General features: G+C 75.2%; 20 protein-coding genes. 6 read left to right on the top strand and 14 right to left on the bottom strand.

The features are described from left to right. Positions 1-32: 32 nt before the first annotated feature. Positions 33-2,342 carry a heavy metal translocating P-type ATPase gene (locus tag DMP17_RS28290; protein ID WP_337831095.1) on the bottom strand — a complete coding sequence of 770 codons (2,310 nt, stop codon included), beginning with the start codon at positions 2,340-2,342 and terminating at the stop codon, positions 33-35. Positions 2,343-2,491: 149 nt separating this feature from the next. On the opposite strand from DMP17_RS28290, the gene DMP17_RS28285 reads away from it, so the two are divergent. Beyond that, positions 2,492-3,178 (top strand): DsbA family protein, encoded by a 687-nt coding sequence (locus DMP17_RS28285; protein WP_337831094.1) that lies wholly within the window; start codon positions 2,492-2,494, stop codon positions 3,176-3,178. Positions 3,179-3,265: 87 nt separating this feature from the next. Here DMP17_RS28285 and DMP17_RS28280 read toward each other — a convergent pair whose 3' ends face one another. Beyond that, positions 3,266-3,583: a hypothetical protein gene (locus DMP17_RS28280; RefSeq protein ID WP_226354699.1), complete on the bottom strand. Its 318-nt coding sequence runs from the start codon at positions 3,581-3,583 to the stop codon at positions 3,266-3,268. A 31-nt stretch (positions 3,584-3,614) separates the two neighbouring features. On the opposite strand from DMP17_RS28280, the gene DMP17_RS28275 reads away from it, so the two are divergent. Next, positions 3,615-3,962: a hypothetical protein gene (locus tag DMP17_RS28275; RefSeq protein ID WP_337831093.1), complete on the top strand. Its 348-nt coding sequence runs from the start codon at positions 3,615-3,617 to the stop codon at positions 3,960-3,962. A 31-nt stretch (positions 3,963-3,993) separates the two neighbouring features. Here DMP17_RS28275 and DMP17_RS28270 read toward each other — a convergent pair whose 3' ends face one another. After that, positions 3,994-4,194, bottom strand: a complete 201-nt coding sequence (locus DMP17_RS28270) for a hypothetical protein (protein ID WP_337831092.1) — start codon at positions 4,192-4,194, stop codon at positions 3,994-3,996. A 238-nt stretch (positions 4,195-4,432) separates the two neighbouring features. Between DMP17_RS28270 and DMP17_RS28265 the strand changes: the two genes are divergently transcribed. Next, positions 4,433-5,299 (top strand): helix-turn-helix domain-containing protein, encoded by an 867-nt coding sequence (locus tag DMP17_RS28265; protein WP_337831091.1) that lies wholly within the window; start codon positions 4,433-4,435, stop codon positions 5,297-5,299. Here the strand turns inward: DMP17_RS28265 and DMP17_RS28260 are convergent. After that, entirely contained in the window at positions 5,296-5,490 is a 195-nt protein-coding gene (locus DMP17_RS28260; RefSeq protein WP_337831090.1) for a DUF397 domain-containing protein, read from the bottom strand. The two genes, DMP17_RS28265 and DMP17_RS28260, sit on opposite strands and share 4 nt — an antisense overlap. Positions 5,491-5,693: 203 nt before the next feature. After that, positions 5,694-6,638: an EamA family transporter gene (locus DMP17_RS28255; protein WP_337831089.1), complete on the bottom strand. Its 945-nt coding sequence runs from the start codon at positions 6,636-6,638 to the stop codon at positions 5,694-5,696. A 55-nt stretch (positions 6,639-6,693) separates the two neighbouring features. Between DMP17_RS28255 and DMP17_RS28250 the strand changes: the two genes are divergently transcribed. Continuing rightward, on the top strand, positions 6,694-7,263 hold the full coding sequence (locus DMP17_RS28250; RefSeq protein ID WP_337831088.1) for a CGNR zinc finger domain-containing protein: 570 nt from the start codon (positions 6,694-6,696) through the stop codon (positions 7,261-7,263). 78 nt (positions 7,264-7,341) lie between these two features. Here DMP17_RS28250 and pcaD read toward each other — a convergent pair whose 3' ends face one another. Beyond that, entirely contained in the window at positions 7,342-8,109 is a 768-nt protein-coding gene (pcaD, locus tag DMP17_RS28245) for a 3-oxoadipate enol-lactonase (protein ID WP_337831087.1), read from the bottom strand. 95 nt (positions 8,110-8,204) lie between these two features. On the opposite strand from pcaD, the gene DMP17_RS28240 reads away from it, so the two are divergent. After that, positions 8,205-9,680 carry an aldehyde dehydrogenase gene (locus tag DMP17_RS28240; protein WP_337831086.1) on the top strand — a complete coding sequence of 492 codons (1,476 nt, stop codon included), beginning with the start codon at positions 8,205-8,207 and terminating at the stop codon, positions 9,678-9,680. Here DMP17_RS28240 and DMP17_RS28235 read toward each other — a convergent pair. From DMP17_RS28235 to DMP17_RS28225, 3 genes are all read right to left on the bottom strand, one after another. After that, entirely contained in the window at positions 9,667-9,807 is a 141-nt protein-coding gene (locus DMP17_RS28235) for a hypothetical protein (RefSeq protein ID WP_208826422.1), read from the bottom strand. The genes DMP17_RS28240 and DMP17_RS28235 overlap by 14 nt on opposite strands. Positions 9,808-10,115: 308 nt before the next feature. Next, positions 10,116-10,766, bottom strand: coding sequence for a response regulator transcription factor (locus DMP17_RS28230; RefSeq protein ID WP_337831085.1), 651 nt, complete (start codon positions 10,764-10,766; stop codon positions 10,116-10,118). Continuing rightward, positions 10,763-11,899, bottom strand: a complete 1,137-nt coding sequence (locus DMP17_RS28225) for a sensor histidine kinase (RefSeq protein WP_226368191.1) — start codon at positions 11,897-11,899, stop codon at positions 10,763-10,765. The genes DMP17_RS28230 and DMP17_RS28225 overlap by 4 nt, the downstream gene beginning before the upstream one ends. Before the next feature lie 191 nt (positions 11,900-12,090). On the opposite strand from DMP17_RS28225, the gene DMP17_RS28220 reads away from it, so the two are divergent. Continuing rightward, positions 12,091-12,816 (top strand): hypothetical protein, encoded by a 726-nt coding sequence (locus DMP17_RS28220; protein WP_337831084.1) that lies wholly within the window; start codon positions 12,091-12,093, stop codon positions 12,814-12,816. 76 nt (positions 12,817-12,892) lie between these two features. On the opposite strand, the gene DMP17_RS28215 is transcribed toward DMP17_RS28220, so the two are convergent. From DMP17_RS28215 to DMP17_RS28195, 5 genes are read right to left on the bottom strand one after another with little or no spacing between them, the layout of a single operon-like run. After that, entirely contained in the window at positions 12,893-13,351 is a 459-nt protein-coding gene (locus DMP17_RS28215; RefSeq protein ID WP_337831083.1) for a Rieske (2Fe-2S) protein, read from the bottom strand. A gap of 38 nt (positions 13,352-13,389) precedes the next feature. Beyond that, a complete protein-coding gene (locus DMP17_RS28210; RefSeq protein ID WP_337831082.1) occupies positions 13,390-14,709 on the bottom strand; it encodes a DUF6529 family protein in 1,320 nt (439 codons plus the stop codon). Next, positions 14,709-15,281, bottom strand: a complete 573-nt coding sequence (locus DMP17_RS28205) for a hypothetical protein (protein WP_226354686.1) — start codon at positions 15,279-15,281, stop codon at positions 14,709-14,711. Before DMP17_RS28205 ends, DMP17_RS28210 begins: the two co-directional genes overlap by 1 nt. A gap of 1 nt (position 15,282) precedes the next feature. Then, positions 15,283-16,242, bottom strand: coding sequence for a hypothetical protein (locus DMP17_RS28200; protein ID WP_337831081.1), 960 nt, complete (start codon positions 16,240-16,242; stop codon positions 15,283-15,285). Then, positions 16,239-17,213 (bottom strand): DUF4142 domain-containing protein, encoded by a 975-nt coding sequence (locus tag DMP17_RS28195; RefSeq protein WP_226368187.1) that lies wholly within the window; start codon positions 17,211-17,213, stop codon positions 16,239-16,241. The genes DMP17_RS28200 and DMP17_RS28195 overlap by 4 nt, the downstream gene beginning before the upstream one ends. Positions 17,214-17,217 lie beyond the last annotated feature (4 nt).

Raw genomic sequence — 17,217 nt, 5'->3', positions numbered from 1 at the left:
GCCGCCGTATTCCGGCGACCACGCCCGCCCGGTCAGGGGGTGTGGACCGCGGGCTCCACGTAGTCGGTCGACTCCTCGCCGACCGGGGTGCGCGTCCCGCCGAGGGTGCCGTCGGCCCAGCTCGCCGCCTTCCGCAGCCGCAGGCTGTTGGTGACCACCAGGAACGACGACAGCGCCATCGCGGCCCCGGCGAGCAGGGGGTTCAGCAGACCCGCCATCGCGATGGGGATCGCCGCGGTGTTGTAGCCGAACGCCCACCACAGGTTCCCGCGGATGGTGCCCATCGTGGCGCGGGCCAGCTCGACGGTCGCCGGGAGCACGCGCAGGTCGTCGCGTACGAGCACGACGTCGGCGGCCTCCAGGGCGACGTCGGTGCCCGAGCCGACGGCGATGCCCAGGTCGGCCGCGGCGAGGGCGGCGGCGTCGTTCACCCCGTCGCCGACCATGGCGACGGTGCGGCCCTGCGCCTGCAGCGCACGGACGTGATCGACCTTGCCGTCGGGCAGCGCCCCGGCAACGACCTCGGTGATCCCGCAGGCCCGGGCGACGGCGTGCGCGGCGGCGGGCCGGTCACCGGTCAGCAGCACCGGGCGCAGCCCCATCGCGACGAGCTCGGCCACCGCGACCGGCGCGGACTCCTTCACCGGGTCGGCCAGCGCGACCAGCCCGGCGAGGGCGTCGTCGACGTGCACGGCGACGACGGTGTGCCCGGCCGCCTCCCACTCCGCGAGCCGCGGCGCGAGCGCGCCCGCGTCCTCCGGGGGGCGCCCGACGGAGACGGTGCGGCCGTCGACGGTGCCGCGGGCGCCGAGCCCGGGCAGCGCGACGAAGTCCTCCACCGCCGGGACGTCCGGTCCGGCGTGGGCACGGATCGCGGCGGCGATGGCGTGCTCGGACCCGCTCTCGACGGCGGCGGCGCGGGCCAGCACCTGCGCCGCGTCCGCACCCGGGAGGGCGGCGACCTCGACCACGGCCATCCGCCCGGTCGTCAGCGTGCCGGTCTTGTCGAGGACGACGGTGTCGGCGGCCCGGGTGGTCTCCAGCGCCCGGTGCCCCTTCACGAAGATGCCCAGCTCGGCGCCGCGGCCGGTCGCGACCATCAGCGCGGTCGGCGTCGCCAGCCCCAGCGCGCAGGGGCAGGCGATGATCACCACGGCGATCGCGGGCGCCAGCGCGCCGGCCCAGCCCGCGCCGGCCAGCAACCAGCCCCCGAGGGTGAGCAGCGCCAGCGCCAGCACCACCGGCACGAACACCGACGACACCCGGTCGACCAGCCGCTGCGTCGCGGACTTCTCGGTCTGCGCCCGCTCGACGGCCGCGATCATCCGCGCGAGCCGGGTGTCCGCGCCGACCTGCTCGGCGACGACGACCAGCCGCCCGCCCGAGGCGATCGTGCCGCCGGTGACGGCGTCGCCCGGCCCGACCTCGACCGGGACCGGTTCGCCGGTCATCGCACTCGTGTCGACGGCGGCCCGCCCGGTCTCGACGACGCCATCGGCGGCGACCCGCTCGCCCGGCCGCACCAGGAAGCGGTCGCCGACCCGCAGCCGTCGCACGGGGACGCGGGACTCCGTCCCCCCGGACAGGACCGTGACCTCGTCGGTCTCCAGCGCGGCGAGCGAGCGCATGACACGCCCGGCGGTACGGCGGGCGCGGGCCTCGAAGTACCGCCCGGCCAGCACGAACGTCGTGACCCCGGCGGCGACCTCGAGGTAGAGCGGGCCGGACGGGTGCAGCACCGCGTCCCACCCGGTGAGGGTCTGCCGGGTGTCGAGGAACGCCATCTCGCCCAGCGACCAGGCCGACGCCGAGATCACGCCGAGCGAGACGAGGGTGTCCATCGACGTCGTCCCGTGGCGCAGGTTCAGCACGGCGGTGCGGTGGAACGGCCACGCCGCCCAGCCGACGACGGGCAGCGCCAGCGCGACGACCACCCACTGCCAGTACGGGAAGCGCAGCGACGGGACCAGCGACATCGCCAGCGACAGGTCGGCCAGCGGGATGAACAGGATGAGCGCGACGGCCATCCGGGTCCGCAGCCGCCGCAGCGCGGTGTCGTCGGAGGTGGCCTCGTCGCCGGTGTCGGTCGGGCGGATCTCGGTGGCGCCGTAGCCGGCCTTGCGGACCGTCTCGACCAGGGTCGCGACCGGGGTCGCCGACGGGTACCGGACCAGCGCGCGCTCGGTGGCGAGGTTGACGGTCGCGTCGACGCCGTCGAGCTTGCCGAGCTTGCGCTCGACCCGTCCGACGCAGGCCGCGCAGGTCATGCCGTCGATCTTGAGCTCGACCGTACGGACGTCCGTCTCCCCTACGGCCCGGTCCACGGCGCTGTCGGTACTCACGACCCCATGGTTCTACACGCGATCGAAGATCCGCCACCCGGGCCCCTGACCTGCGGCGGACCGGCGCCCCGCCGAACCGTTGCGGGGCGACAGGGCGTACAACTGGTCGTCGGGAGTGGGGGCACGCGGACGTCCGAGGAGGAACCCTGATGGCCACCGGGAAGCGGAAGGCGGCGGCGAAGAACCCGCTCACCGCGAGGAAGGGACCGTCGCAGTTCACGGTGATCGCGCTGATCGTCGTGGTGGCCTTCGCCGCGGTCGTCGGTGTCGGCGTCTACTGGAAGAACTCCGGCGGCGGGATCGCGGTACCGGCGAACGCGTCCGCGCAGGGCGTGACCGTCGGCAACGAGGCGGCCCCGAAGACGATCGACATCTACCTCGACTTCCAGTGCCCGATCTGCAAGCAGTTCGAGGCACAGTCCGGGCAGACGCTCGACCAGATCGTGTCCTCCGGCCAGGCGAAGATCGTCTACCACCCGATCGCCATCCTGGACCGGGCGTCGTCGACCCGGTACTCGACCCGTGCGGGCGCCGCGGCCGGATGCGCCGCCGCGGCCGGGGTGTTCCCACAGTTCGAGAAGGAGCTCTACGACAACCAGCCCGCCGAGGGCGGCGCCGGGCTCCCGAACGAGCAGCTGGTCGCGCTCGGGCAGAAGGCCGGCGCGGGCGGCGACTTCGCCCAGTGCGTCGACGACCAGCGCTACGCGCCGTGGGTCGGCCAGATCACCCAGCAGGCGCTGCGCGACGGGGTGTCCGGCACCCCGACCGTGAAGGTCGACGGCACCCAGGTCGACGCGACCCCGCAGGCCCTCCAGCAGGCGGTCGCCGCGGGCTGAGGCCCCGAACCTGGGGTGGCGCGGCCCGGATCGCCGCGCCACCCCAGCGCCGCGCTGCCGCGGTCATCCCGTTGCCCGTGGGAACCGTCAGGGTGCGATGTCGCCCGTCGCGCGCCACCGGCGGACGGCATCGGTCACCGCGGGGCCGAGCGACCGCGTGAGGTCCCTGCCCCGGTACGGCGAACGGCTGTCGCGCAGCACCGGAGCGCTCGCGTTGATGTCCTCGGCGAGGCGGTCGAGGTAGGCGTGCCCGCCCTCCTCGTGTGCACGGCGCTCGCCGTCGTCGAGCTCGACGAGCATCGCGTAGCCGATGAAGCTGTGCTCGCAGTTCACATCGAGGTAGAGCCGGTCGCCGTCGCGGAGCAGGAACCACCAGTGCGGCTCGTGGTCGACGACCTCCATCACGTCCCGCAGCCTAGGCGGGCAGACTCGGGCCGTGGAGAGGTTGCGGCGCTGCCCCGACGGGTTCGAGGTCACCGTGCACGGCGGCCCGGAGCGGGACCGGGTGGCGGACGCGCTGCTCGCCGACCGCGCGCAGGCCGTCGCCGTCGCGCTGGACATGCTGGGCCGCTACCTCGCGCCCCGGTTCGCGCGGGAGGCGTTCCACCCGGAGTTCGCCGAGGTGCACCCCGAGCCCCTCCCCGAGCGGGGCGACGTGACACTCGGGCTCACCGTGACCCCCGACGACGACCCGCACGCCGAGGGCTACACCCGTTTCGACGTCCACCTGCGCCTCGACGACGACCGGTGGCACGCCGTCCGGTTCGCCGTCGGGTTCTGGTGAGCGCCGGGCGTCCGGCACGTCGGCGGACCGCTCACCCGGGCCGACGCAGCGGGCAGTCCAGCCGGGGGCAGCTGCGGAGGAGCAGCTGCCGTTCCTCCCAGCGGTCCCGGCGTTCGCGGGCGACCCGCTTCCACTGGCGTCGTTGGGCCTCGGTGTCCATCGACATGCCGATGAGCACGGAGAACCAGATGAGGGCGAGGACTCCGCCGACGAGGATCAGCGAGGTGGTCATGGTGTGCCACCTCCGCTCCGGTGCGACGGGGTGGGGATCTCGGGACTGTGTGTGGTGCCGTCATGGTCGTGCATGGCGCACCCCCTTCAGCGGTGGTGACCGCTGTCCAGGATCTGGGAGCTGAGTATGCGGTGCGAACGCCCGGATGCACCAGACTGAAAGCAACATCCGGTCTGCAATTGCATCCGCGATAGCATCCCAGGGACCATCCGCAGGAATCACCGGAGGACGTGTGGTCATGACCGCGGCACACGGCCCACTCGTCATCCGCAAACGTCTGGGCTGGGCCCTGAAGCAGCTTCGCGTGGCGCGCCATCGGCAGCTTTCGGAGATCGCGAAACTCCTCGAGGTGTCGGCCTCGAAGCTGTCCCGCATCGAGACGGGTCAGGTGGAACCGAAGTTCCGTGACGTCCGCGATCTGCTGGAGATCTACGGGGCCTCGGACACCGAACGCGATCGCATTCTCGGATGGGCGAACGATGCGAAGGCTCCGGGCTGGTGGGAACCGTTGGGTCCTGCTCCGTCCGGGGTGGACCTCAACATGCTCATCTCGTTGGAGGCGGAGTCGCGCGCCAAGAGCACCTTCAGCATCCCCATCTCCGGACTGCTGCAGACCGAGGACTACGCCCGGCTTCTCCTGACCGAGGTGTTCGCCGGGCAGGATCGCGTCGAGATCGAACGCATGGTGGAGATCCGGATGGGCCGCCAGAACGTGATCGAACCGGACCGGACCGAGGCCCCACCCCTCGAGCTGCACGTCCTGCTCGACGAGGTCGCCCTGCACCGGTGCGCCGACGAGGAGGTGCTGCGGGGACAGATCGGCGAGCTGGTCCGCCGGGGCGACCAGCCCAACATCACGCTGCAGATCCTGCCGTTCCGCGCCGGCTGGACCAGCGCGACCAGCACGTTCTCCGTCTTCACGCCTCGCCATCCCGAGACGGACTGGCCGATGGTGAACGTCGAGGGCACGGAGAACGACGTCTTCATCGACACTCCACAGGCTGTCGCCGACTACCAGCAGATCTGGCAGCGGCTCCTCGACCAGGCCATGTCGCCGGACGACAGCCGGAGGATGCTGGACCGGAGATTCGCGGGACGGTCCTAACCGCGCAGGCGGTCGAGGTCGAACTCGCCGTTCTTGACCCCACGGACGAAGGCCGACCACTCGTCGTCGGTGAATCCGACGACCGCCTCCGCGGTCGTCGACCGGACGCGCACACCGGTCGCGTCGGCCGCGACGGCCACGCATTCACCCTTCGCACAGAAGGAACTGGTGACGAACTGACCGTCGGACACTCTCGACCTCGGCTTCGCATCTCGCCGGTCGGGGCCGGCAGCACTGTCGGCGAGGGGGAGCAGCACCGACGTCTCGCACAACGAGTGGGGGCCGGGCGAGTTGTTCACTCGTTCGTTCCGGGCGCTCGGTCCGTTAGCGGCATTCCGCAGCCGTCGCCCGCCCGTGACGCGCGGCCGAGAGCGGCAGTCGGACGACGAGGGGTTCAACCCTGGGCGGCGATCTCACTCGGCGTCGCCGCGACCCGGTTCTCGGCCCGCCGGATCAGCACGATCCCCCCGAGGATCAGCATCCCACCACCCACCTGGACCAGGGTCGGCACCTGCGCGATCAGCACCCAGGCCGCCAGCACCCCGAACATCACCTCGGACAGCCCCACGAACGACGCGACGCGCGTGTCGAGCCGCCGGATGGCGATGATCCCCGTGAGGTACGGCAGCGCCGTCGCGAGCACGACGAGCATCCCCAGCAGCACCGGCCAGGGCACGTCGACGCCCGCCAGCCGGCCGCTGGACTCCCCCACCCGCCATGGCGTGATGCCGAGCAGACCGGTCACGGTGAGCGTGACCGCGCCGACGACCATCGCCCCGGAGATCATCAGCAACGGCGGGACGCCGCCCTCGTCGTCGCCGCCGGGCAGCAGGAAGTAGACGCAGACGCACACCGCCGCGCCGAGGCCCCACAGGATTCCCGTCAGGTCGACGCGCTGGGGCCCGAACGGGTCGACGACCAGCACGAGTCCGGCGAGCGAGACCAGGCAGCCGACGAGCGTCACCGCGGCCGGGGTGCGCCGGGTCCGCGCCCAGGTCCAGCCGACGAGCAGCACGGGCGCGAGGAACTCCAGCAGCAGCGCGACGCCCACCGACAGGTGCTGCAGCGCCTGGAAGAAGCACAGCTGGACACCGGCGACGGCGGCCAGACCGTAGAGCAGGACCTTGCGGGCGTTCGGCGCGCTGAGCGGGTGCCGGCGCAGCATCACGACCGTGACCGGGAGCAGCAGGACGGCGGCGCCCGCGATGCGCAGCAGCGTCGTGAGCCCGGGCGACCAGCCCGCCTCCAGGAACGCCGCGCCGAGCGGTCCGGAGAAGCCGTACGCGGCGGCCGAGACCAGCGCCCACATCAGCCCGCGGACCATGTGATCCCGTGTCACGACCGAAGCACCCATAGACTCCTGACACTAGGAACCGACCATGTCAGGGGTCAACATGGAATTCGCCCATGACACCCAGGTGCTGCTCGCGGCGGCCGCGGCGCTGGTGAACACCCGTCGGGTCGAGCCGGACCCGCTCGACGACGTGCCGGGCTTCGCGGCGTGGCTGGCCGAGCAGCCGTACTCGGGGCGCCGCTCCGGCTCCGACGACGAGCGCCGGGCCGTCCGTGCGCTCCGCGAGCGGCTGGCCGGGCTGTGGCCCGCCCACGGCGACGACGACGGCCCCCACCGCGACGGCACCGTCACGCTGGTCAACGCGATCCTCGCCGAGACCGACGCGCGCCCGCACCTCGCGCGGCACGACGGCTGGGACTGGCACCTGCACGTCACGCCCCAGGACGCGCCGCTCGCGGACCGGATGGGCGCCGAGATCGCGATGTCGGTCGTCGACCTGGTGCGCGGCGACGACCTGTCCCGGCTGCGCCGCTGCGCCGCCGAGGACTGCGACGCCGTGCTGGTCGACCTGTCCCGCAACCGGTCCAAGCGGTTCTGCGACACCGGCAACTGCGCGAACCGCGCGCACGTCGCCGCCTACCGCGCCCGCCGCGCCACCCGGACGCCCTGACACCCCGTCCCCGCCGTGTCGATCAGTACCTGAGCGCGGTGCGCCCCGGTCGGGACCGCGCTCGGGTACTGATCGACGTCATCTGCCGGGCAGGTGCTCGGCGAGCAGGGCGTTGACCTCGTCGGGGCGCTCGTAGTTCAGCAGGTGTGCCGAGTCGGCGACCTCGGCGTAGCGGGCGCCGGGGATCGCGTCGGCGATCTCGTGCAGCGACGACGGCGGCGTCGCCGGGTCGTCCGCCCCCGCCACGACGAGCGCCGGCACCGACACCGCCCCCAGCTCGGCGCGGATGTCGAAGGCGCCGATGGCGGCGCAGCAGGCGGCGTAGCTCTCGTCGTCGGCGGCGCGCAGCATGTCCAGCAGCCGCTGCTCACCGGCCGGGTCGCGCTGCGCCCAGGTCTCGACGTACCAGGTCCCGGGCCGGGAGCCGACCATCGCGGCCGTGCCGTCGGCCCGCACGGTCGCCGCGCGCTGCGGCCACGAGGCCGGGTTCGGGAAGCGCGCCGCCGTCGCCAGGACCGCGACGCTGCGCACCCGCTCCCCGCCGTGCACGCCGAGCCACTGGCCGATCGCCCCGCCGATCGAGACGCCGACGTAGTGGAAGTCCCCGATCCCGGCGGCGTCGGCGGCGGCGAGCGCGCCGCGGCCGAGCTCGGAGATCGTGAGGTCACCGGTGGCGGGGGCCGAGTCGCCGTGCCCGGGCAGGTCGAACCGGACGCAGCGGAAGCGGTCGGACAGGGCCGCCACCTGGGCGTCGAACAGGTGCAGGTCGGTCCCCAGCGACGGGCCGAACAGCACGGCCGGTGCGTCGGCCGGACCGTCCACGACGTGGTGCAGATCGAGTGCCATGTGCCCATCCTGCACCGGCTGCGGATCGCGGCCCGGGTTCGTAGGGTCACCGGCGAGGACGTGCGCCACCGGAGCCGCTGGAGAGAGGACCGTCCATGGCCGAGCTCGAGACCTTCAGGATGCTGATCGGCGGGAAGCCGTCCGACGCGGCGTCCGGCCGCACCTTCGAGACGCAGAACCCGTTCACCGGAGCGCCGTGGGCGACCGTGCCGGACTGCGGCCCCGACGACGTCGACACCGCCGTCGCCGCCGCCCGCACCGCGCTCGACGGCGAGTGGAGCGCGATGACCCCGTTCGCCCGCGCCGCCTGCCTGCGCCGGCTGGGCGACCTGATCACCGAGAACGCCGAGGCGCTGGCCCGGACCGAGGTCAACGACTCCGGGAAGCTGTACCGGGAGATGATCGGCCAGCTCAACGGGCTCGGCGGCTGGTACCACTACTATGCCGGGATCGCCCCGACGATCGAGGGCCGCCAGATCCCCGCGCCGAACCCGAACTACCTGGTCTACACGCGCAAGGAGCCGGTCGGCGTCGTCGCGGCGATCACGCCGTGGAACTCCCCGCTGCTGCTGATGACCTGGAAGGTCGCGCCCGCGCTGGCCGCGGGCTGCACGATCGTCGTGAAGCCGTCGGAGCACTCGCCCGCCTCGACGCTGAAGTGGGCCGAGCTGATCGAGAAGGCCGGGATCCCGGCCGGCGTGGTCAACGTCGTCACCACGAACGACCGGGACACCGCCGCGCACCTGGCCGGGCACCCGGGCGTCGACAAGGTCGCGTTCACCGGCTCCACCGCGACCGGGCGGTCGATCGCGAAGGCCGCCGCGGAGAACCTGAACAAGGTCACCCTGGAGCTGGGCGGCAAGTCCCCGCAGGTCGTGTTCCCCGACGCCGACCTGGAGGCGGCCGCGAACGGGATCATCGCCGGCGTGTTCGCCGCGACCGGCCAGACCTGCATGGCGGGGTCGCGGCTGATCGTGCACGCCGACGTCCACGACGAGCTCGTCCGGCTCATCGCCGAGCGCGCGGCGACGATCACACTCGGCGACCCGAACGCCGAGGACACCGAGATGGGTCCGGTCGCGAACGGGCCGCAGTACGAGAAGGTCCTCGGCTACCTGGAGACGGCGAAGGCGGAGGGCAACACCGTCGCCTACGGCGGGGCCGCGGAGTCCGGGCTGGGCGGCTACTTCGTGCAGCCGACCGTGATCACCGGGGTGACGCCCGAGTCCACGGTCTACCGGGAGGAGGTGTTCGGCCCGGTGCTCGCGGCGCTCACCTTCACCGACGAGGACGAGGCCGTGAAGCTGGCCAACGACACCCCGTACGGCCTGGCCGGCGCGGTGTGGACGAAGGACGTGCACCGGGCGCACCGCGTCGCCGGACGGATCCGGGCCGGCACGGTGTGGATCAACGCCTACCGGGTGGTGGCGCCGAGCGTCCCGTTCGGCGGGTTCGGGCACTCCGGGCTCGGCCGGGAGAACGGCGTCGCGGCCGTCGAGGAGTACCTGGAGAACAAGTCGGTGTGGGTGGAGCTGTCCGGCGGCACCCGCGACCCGTTCACCCTCGGCTGACCCGGGACCCCCGATCCGGGGACTCCTCCCAGCCCAGCCGCTCGGTCCAGCGCTCGCCGCGGTCGGCACGACGCGGGGCGGGCACGCGGGCGGCGGGGGTGTCGGTACGGGTCTCGGACGTGCTCATGGGGGCCTTCCGTCGGCGGTGTGCACCGCCGTGCCCGGGGTCGAGGTCCCGGGCACGGCGGTCCTCCGGCACCGCGGCCAGGACGCGCGGGTCCGGCGACGGGGAGCGTCGCCGGATCCGGCGGCATGTCGCGCGGCGCGGAAGTCGGGGAGCGACCACGGAACCGGTGCGGACCGCACGCTACGGACCGGTGGGGGACGCTGTTCGCGAGCTGAGACCCCGACCGGTGGACGGACCCGCGAGCGCGACGGATGGGAATGCGTTCGACCGTCCGGACCAGCCGAGCCCGTCGTTCGCGCGCAGGGTTCTCAGCGGTCGCCGAGCAGCCCGCTCTCGTGGGCGAAGGCGATCGCCCGGGCGCGGTCGCGCAGGCCGAGCTTGTCGAGCACCCGTCCGAGGTGGGTCTTCACCGTCGTCTCGCCCAGGTGCAGGGCGGCGGCGACCTCGGCGTTCGACAGGCCCCGTCCGACCTCGCGCAGCACGTCGGTCTCCCGCGGGGTCAGCCGGGACAGCTCCTCGGCCCGGGCCGACGGGGCGGGGGCCTCGGCGTAGCGGGCGATCACCCGCGGCACGACGGCCGGGTCGAGCTGTCCTCCGCCGGCGGCGATCCGGCGGACCGCGTCGAGCAGCTGCTCCGGCGGGGAGGTCTTGAGCAGGAACCCGGCCACCCGCGCGCGCAGTGCCGCGTCGACGACGGCGTCGTCGTCGAAGGTGGTGAGCACCAGTACCCGGACGGTCGAGCCGGCCGCGGCGAGCTCCGCGGCGGCGGCGAGCCCGCCCCCGCCGGGCATCCGGACGTCCATCAGCACGACGTCCGGGTCGAGGGCCCGCACCGCCCGGACCGCGGAGGCGGTGTCGTCGGCCTCCCCGACGACGTCGACGTCGGTCTCACCGTCGAGCAGCATCCGCAGGCCCGCGCGGACCAGCGCCTCGTCGTCGCAGAGCACGACCCGGATCACGGTGTCCCCCGTTCCAGCGGGAAGCGGGCGTGCACGGCGAACCCGCCGCCCGGGCGCGGCCCGGCCGCCAGCTCGCCGCCGAACAGCTCGACCCGCTCCCGCATCCCGACCAGCCCGTACCCGGCCCGGTCCGGTCCAGGGGCGCCGGTGCCGTCGTCGTGGACGGAGACGACGAGCGTGCCGTCGGAGTGGTCGACGACGACGTGCGCGGTCGCCGTCCCCGCGTGCCGGACGGTGTTGCTGAGTGCCTCCTGCACGATCCGGTACGCCGACCGGTCCAGGTCGTCGGGCAGGTCCCGCAGCCGCCCGCGGACGTCGACGACGACCGGGGTCCCGGCCGCCCGCACGTCGGCGGCGAGCTCCTCGAGCCGGGCCAGCGACGGCGCGGGCTCGGCCGCACCGGGCGTCTCCTCGCGCAGCAGCCCGACGACGCGGCGCAGCTCGTCCACCGACCGGCGGCCCAGCTGCTCCACCGACTCGAGCGCGGTGCGCTCGGCCGACCCGTCGGGCATCCGCCGGCGCACCACCCCGGCCTGCAGGGTCATCACCGACACGGTGTGCGCGACGGCGTCGTGCAGCTCCCGGGAGATCCGCACCCGTTCCTGGGCGACGGCGGCCTCGGCCAGCGCGTCGCGCTGCGCGGCGAGCTCGGCGGTCATCGCCCGCAGCTGCGCCGACCGCAGCTCCTCGCGGCGCAGCAGCACCCCCATCGCCGTGGCCGCGCCGAGGACGAACGGGTAGAACGCGATCTCCCAGGGCGAGCCGAGCCAGATGCCGACGTAGAGCCCGGCGGACCCGGCGGTGGCGGCGTAGACGCCCAGCGCGACCCGCCCGGTGCACCGGTAGCCGAGGTGGCCCAGCAGCAGCATCAGCGCGATCAGCTGCGCACCGCCCGCGCCGCCACCGAACAGCGGCGGCCACGCGAACGGCACCAGCATCAGCGGCGGCCCGGCGACCGGGACGCGGGCGGCCAGCAGGAACACCGCGGCGACGAACGCGGCCAGCCCCCACGTCGACGGCACCAGCCCCACGCCCTCGGGGTCGCCGCCGGCCTCGGCCAGCACGGCCGCCGCGCACAGCCCGGCCGCGGGCACGGCGAACGCCCACGGCATCGACGGCTTCGGCAGGCGCACGCCCGCGACGCTAGCGGCGATCCGGGCCCTGCGGATCCTCTCCACGGAGGACCCCGGGGCCGCCCGGGTCCTCTCCGGGGCCCGCCGGGTCGGCCGACCGGGACGATCCGCCGGGGCGGGGTCCGGCGGCATCGTCGTCGCTGCTCAGGGCGCCGCGACCGGCGGGCCCGCCGAGGACGGGGAGTCCACCGATGTCCACCACCACGCCCGCCACCGCCGTTCCGGCCGACGCCGCCGCCGACCGGGCCGCGGCCTCCGTGTGGCCGCTCCGGATCGCGGGCGGCCTGCTCGTGCTCACCCCGCTGCTCGTGGCGGGCGGGTTCGCGACCTCACCGCCGCAGGCGAGCAACTCCGGGTCCGACTACGCCGCCTCGCTCGGCGCGGACCCGGTGGTCACCGGGATCTCCGCGGCCTTCCTGCACTACGGGTGGGTCGCCCTCGTGTTCGGGGCGTTCGCCGCGGTCGCGATGGTGCGGGGTCGCCGGGGCCGGGGCCTGACGACCGTCGGTGCGGCGGCGACGGCGTTCGGCGCGGTGCAGATGTCCGGGCTCCTGCTGAGCGACCACTACCTGGCGTCGATGTCGAACCGGGTCGGACCCGACGTCGCCGGTGCGGTGCTGGAGAGCCTCGACGCGGGCGTCCCGTGGGTGCAGGTCTGGCTGCTCACCGGGAAGGTGTTCGGCCTGCTGGGGCCGGCCGTGCTGATGGCCGGGCTGGCGCGGGCGGGCGTCATCGGCTGGTGGGCGGTGCCGGGCTGGCTCGCGATGTGGTTCCTCGCGCCGATGCTGGGTTCGATGGTCGGCGTCGTCGCGACGGCCGCGCTGACCGTGCTGTGCGGCGCGCCGCTGATGGTGCTCGGCGTGCGGATGATCCGCCGCGGGTCCCCGGACGTCGTCGCGGCGGGCCGGGTGGCCTGACCGCATCCGACGGCGGGCCCGCGCACCGGGGGGTGTGCGGGCCCACCGTCACGTCGGCGGCGTCACGTCGGGACCGTCAGGCCAGGACCACCTGCCCGCCCTCGACCCGCACCGGTCGCGAGGTGAGCGGGGCCTTGGCGGGGCCGTCGAGCGGGGCCCCGTCGGAGACGGCGAACAGGCTGCCGTGGCAGGGGCAGGAGATGCCGGACCGGGAGACCTGGTCGACGAGGCAGCCCTGGTGCGGGCAGGTCGCGTCGAACGCCAGGACGGTGTTCGCGTCCGGGCGGGTCACGACGACCTTCTGCTCGGCGAAGACCCGGCCGCCGCCGACCGGGACGTCGTCGACGGCGGCGATGCCGGCGGGCGCCGCGGCGGCGCTGCTGCTCGGGGCGGCCGCCGCGGGGGCGGAGGTGGTCGGCGCGGGCGCGGCGGGTGCCGTGTCGCGCGGGGTTCCGTAGGTGGCGCAGCCCGCGGCGCAGCAGGCCACGGCGGCACCGGCGCCGGCGAGGAGCCGGCGGCGCGGGATCGGGGACACGGGGGACCTCCGGGGGACGGTGGGAGCGGTCGGGGGGGTCAGAACGACAGGCCGTGGCCGGCGAAGAACCACAGCGCCGAGGTCAGCCAGACCCCGGCGAGGACGGCGAGCAGCACCCCGCCCGCGACGGCGAGCAGCCACCCGGGCACGCCGGGGCGGCGCAGGAGCAGCATCTTGGTGACGAACGCGCCGTAGAACAGGCAGCCGAGCGCCGAGTGCAGCAGCGCCGACGTCGTCGCGCCGGACCAGCCGAACGCGTAGAGGCACTGCACGGCGACGGGCACGGTCACCAGCACCGCGGCGCGGCCCGACCAGCGGTGCGCGACCGCGGTGACCGGGTCGGCGTAGCCGCGCATCATCATCCGGCCGGTGACGCCCTGGACGATCGCGAGGACCAGGGCGGCCGAACCGAGCCACGCCTTGGCCGCGGCGCCGCTGGAGAACCCGGCGAGGTTGACCGCGACGCCGGTGCCGACGTGCTGGCGGGCCCAGACGCCGAGCGCGACCGCGACCAGCGACCCGATGACGACGGGGAGGGCGACGACCCGCCACGACAGGCCCTCCGCCGGGAGCGCGACGTCGTGGGCCGCCTCGGCGACGGGGAGGCGACGGGCGCGTGCCGGGTCGGGTGCCGTCGCGCGGGACCGTCGACGGCCGGGGCCGCGCCGACCGGGCCGGCGGCCGGGGCCGTCGTCGCCGTCGGCCCGGTCGCGGACGGCGGGGCGTGCGGGGCGTTCGCGGTACGCGGCGGCCGGGTCCTCGGCCGGGGCGCCGGCATCGGCCCCGTCGGCCGTCCAGTCGCCCGTCCGGTCGTAGCGGCCGGGTTCGGCGTAGCCGGCGAGCGGTTCGTAGGCGTCGGGGTGGTCGGCCGTGCCGGCCGGCCGGCCGCGGTGGTCGACGTCGTCGGACCAGTGCAGCCGGTCCGCGCCGGCGGGCCGGGAGCGGCCGGGGGTGCTCCCGGACCAGGCCGTGTCGTCGGCGCCCTCAGCCCATCCGGAGGGCGGGAGGTCACCGGCGGCCCGGCGCGGGCGGCCGGGACCCGCGGTCCCGGCGTCCCGCGCCGGGCGGCGCGGCGTGGTGACCCCGTGGGCGCCCGAACCGCCGCCCGGGGGCGGGGTGAGCGGGCCGGTCGGGGTGAACAGGTCCCCCGCGACGGCGTCGCGGCGACGGTCGGCGGTGCCCGCCCACCGGTCCGCGCCGCCGTCGGGGTCGTGGTCGGGCGCCCAGGACGGCTCCGGGACGGCGGCCCAGCCGCCGCTGTGCTCGGGGCCGCGGGGGGTCGGGATGTCCGCGGAGACCGGGGCGAACCCGACCGGGTCGGTGAGCTCGCGGTCCGCGTGCCGCGCGCGGGGGGACATCAGTACCCCCCGCCGTAGCCGCTGCCGCCGGTGGACGGAGCCGGCGCCTCGGCCGGGGCCGGGGCCTCGGCGGGTGCGGGGGCCGGCGTCGCAGCCGGGGCCGGGTCGGACGCGTCGGTCCGGGCCGCGGTGAAGTCCCAGGACCTCCCGTCGGCGCGGGCGGTGCCGGTGGCGACGCCGTCGGCGACGGTGTACTCGACCTCCGCGCCGTCCTTGCCGGTCAGGCGGGTGGTGCCGCCGGGGGTGGCGGTGCCCTTGGTCCAGGACTCGATGCCGCGGTTGTCGCAGACGTAGGCCTTCACGGCGCCGTCGGTGACCCAGATGTCGACGGTGACCTTCCCGTTCGTCGACCGGCCCTTGTAGACGACCTTGCCGGTCGCGGCCGGTGCCGGGGCGGCCGTCGGAGCGGGCGCCGCCGGGAGGGCGAGCGAGCCCGCGGCCTGTTCGACGGCGGCGGGGGCCGCCGCGGGCAGCGGTTCGGGTTCCGCGGTGAGCACGACGTTGGCCGTCGCGGCCCCGGCGGCGACCGCGCCGACGGCGACCATGGTCAGGAGGGGTCCGGAGAGTCGCATGTCAGCCCACCTCGATCCGGACCGAGTCGAACGCGGGCGTCTGGTTGGCCCGCTGCATCATCGGGGTGCGGTGCGACCCGTCCCCCGCCCACGACGAGCACTGCAGCTCGCCGGTCTGCTCGACCCCGGGCACGTCGATCGTGACGCTGTCCGGCCGTGCCCCTCCGCCGCCGTCCTCGGTGGCCTGGAAGAACAGCGGATCGGGCGACGAGTCCGGTGCCTCGCCCGGGTCGGGCAGGATCCGGCAGGCGGTGTGGAAGTGGCCGCGCTGGAGCCCCTGGCCGTTGAGCAGGGACGCCTCGGCGTAGTAGCCGCCCTGGGCCGCGGGGAGGAACCGGTCGCGGACGAGGTTCCGGGTGCTGACGGTCAGGCGGAACGCCTCCCCGGGCCGGACCTTCGTCGGGGCCTGGGTGATGAGCAGCGACGGGCTGCGGTCGGCGTCGGCGACCTCGCCGAACGCGGTGGACACGCAGCGGGGCGCCTTCTGGAAGCCGTCGTGGGCGGTGAGCCGGCTGCCGGAGCAGTCGACGGCGAGGATGTCGAGCGCCGACTGCGCGCCCTTCTTCTCCCCGTCCTTGCCCGCGTCGGGCTTGTCCCCCGCGCCGCCGGAACCCTGGTCGGCGGAGCCGCCGCCGGCCCCGGCCCCGGCGCCGTCACCGGACCCGTCACCGGAGCCCGATGAGCCGGAGCCCGACGAGCCGGAGCCCGTGTGCCCGGAGTGGTCGTGCCCCCCGCCCCCGGACGAACCGCCGCTCCCGGAGGACCCCGCGGACCCGGAGGCGCCGTCGGACGAGCCGGACGAGCCGGTCGAGTCGGACGGCCCGGAGGCGACGTTCGCCGGCCGGTCGCTCCGGTCGGCGGAGGCGGCCCCGGCGGCATAGGCGGCGGGCCCGGCGACGAGCAGGCCCAGGGCGAGCGCGGTGACCGCGATCGTCCTGCTGCGGCTGGTGGTGGATCTCATCGGTATCGGCTCCTCGGGGCGGTGCGGTGCGCTCCGGTGGTGCGGGAGGGCGGCGCTCCGGTGTCGGTGTCCAGGTCGAGGTCGTGGGGGGTGGCGTCGGTGAGGCCGGGCTCGGGATCGGGCTGCGGCCGGACGGGCGGCACGTGTGCCAGCTCGTCCCAGGGGTCGGGCGGGCCGACCGGCAGGGCCCGCCGGGCGCCGTCGCGGGGGTGGCGCGGGGCGGGGACGAGGGCGGCGGCCGGGCCGGGGGCCGGGCGGCCGCGCCGGTGCAGGGTCATGAGCAGCCCACCCGCGGCGAGCAGCGCGACCCCGACCACCAGCGCCGGCACGACGACGTCGGACGCGGTGCGGGTCCCGGTCGGCACCGGGTCGGGCGGGGCGGGCAGCGCCGCGTAGTCGACCAGCCCGGTCGACTCCAGGTAGCCGATGTGCCGGGTGACGTACACCGACGCCTCGTTCGCGAACTGCCGCATGAGCTCGTTGCGGGTGCCGACCTTGACGTCGGTGATCACCGGCAGGACCGAGCCGTGCGCGGCGCGCAGGATCTGCACGAACTGGCGGTCGTAGTCGGTCCCGGTGCGGGCGGTCAGGTCGTTCATCCAGCCGATCTGCTGGTCGTTGGGCCTGCTGGGCAGCAGGACCCCGAGCTGTTCGGCGGTGGAGCGGACCAGCTCGTCGAGGTCGTGGTGCTCGACGCCGAGCTTGCGGGCGACCTCGCGGACGGCGGGCGAGGTGGCCTGCTGCTCGCCCTGCTGCCCGGTCGGGGCCTCCCAGAGACCGGCGAGGCGCACCTTCTGCAGCAGGTCGCGGTCGGCGGGGCCGAGCGGACCCCACCGGGTCTGCGTCCACCCCTGCTGCTGGTCGGTGGCGGCCGACGTCGCCACCCAGTACTGGGCGAGCACGACGGCGGCGACCGCGGCCAGTGCGGCGAGCACCGACCAGCGGAGCGGGCCGGGGATCCGGCGGGACATGGGT

It is taken from the genome of Pseudonocardia sp. TMWB2A, assembly GCF_017312135.1.
Note: the sequence above shows the minus strand (reverse complement) of the source record. Positions and strands in the feature narration are given on the sequence as shown.

Excerpts from the sequence above, each read along its gene's own strand:
- DMP17_RS28285 (WP_337831094.1), top strand. The coding sequence starts at position 2,492 with ATGGCCACCGGGAAGCGGAAGGCGGCGGCGAAGAACCCGCTCACCGCG.
- DMP17_RS28270 (WP_337831092.1), bottom strand. The coding sequence starts at position 4,194 with ATGACCACCTCGCTGATCCTCGTCGGCGGAGTCCTCGCCCTCATCTGG.
- DMP17_RS28265 (WP_337831091.1), top strand. The coding sequence starts at position 4,433 with ATGACCGCGGCACACGGCCCACTCGTCATCCGCAAACGTCTGGGCTGG.
- DMP17_RS28250 (WP_337831088.1), top strand. The coding sequence starts at position 6,694 with ATGGAATTCGCCCATGACACCCAGGTGCTGCTCGCGGCGGCCGCGGCG.
- pcaD (WP_337831087.1), bottom strand. The coding sequence starts at position 8,109 with ATGGCACTCGATCTGCACCACGTCGTGGACGGTCCGGCCGACGCACCG.
- DMP17_RS28240 (WP_337831086.1), top strand. The coding sequence starts at position 8,205 with ATGGCCGAGCTCGAGACCTTCAGGATGCTGATCGGCGGGAAGCCGTCC.
- DMP17_RS28235 (WP_208826422.1), bottom strand. The coding sequence starts at position 9,807 with ATGAGCACGTCCGAGACCCGTACCGACACCCCCGCCGCCCGCGTGCCC.
- DMP17_RS28220 (WP_337831084.1), top strand. The coding sequence starts at position 12,091 with ATGTCCACCACCACGCCCGCCACCGCCGTTCCGGCCGACGCCGCCGCC.
- DMP17_RS28210 (WP_337831082.1), bottom strand. The coding sequence starts at position 14,709 with ATGTCCCCCCGCGCGCGGCACGCGGACCGCGAGCTCACCGACCCGGTC.
- DMP17_RS28205 (WP_226354686.1), bottom strand. The coding sequence starts at position 15,281 with ATGCGACTCTCCGGACCCCTCCTGACCATGGTCGCCGTCGGCGCGGTC.
- DMP17_RS28200 (WP_337831081.1), bottom strand. The coding sequence starts at position 16,242 with ATGAGATCCACCACCAGCCGCAGCAGGACGATCGCGGTCACCGCGCTC.
- DMP17_RS28195 (WP_226368187.1), bottom strand. The coding sequence starts at position 17,213 with ATGTCCCGCCGGATCCCCGGCCCGCTCCGCTGGTCGGTGCTCGCCGCA.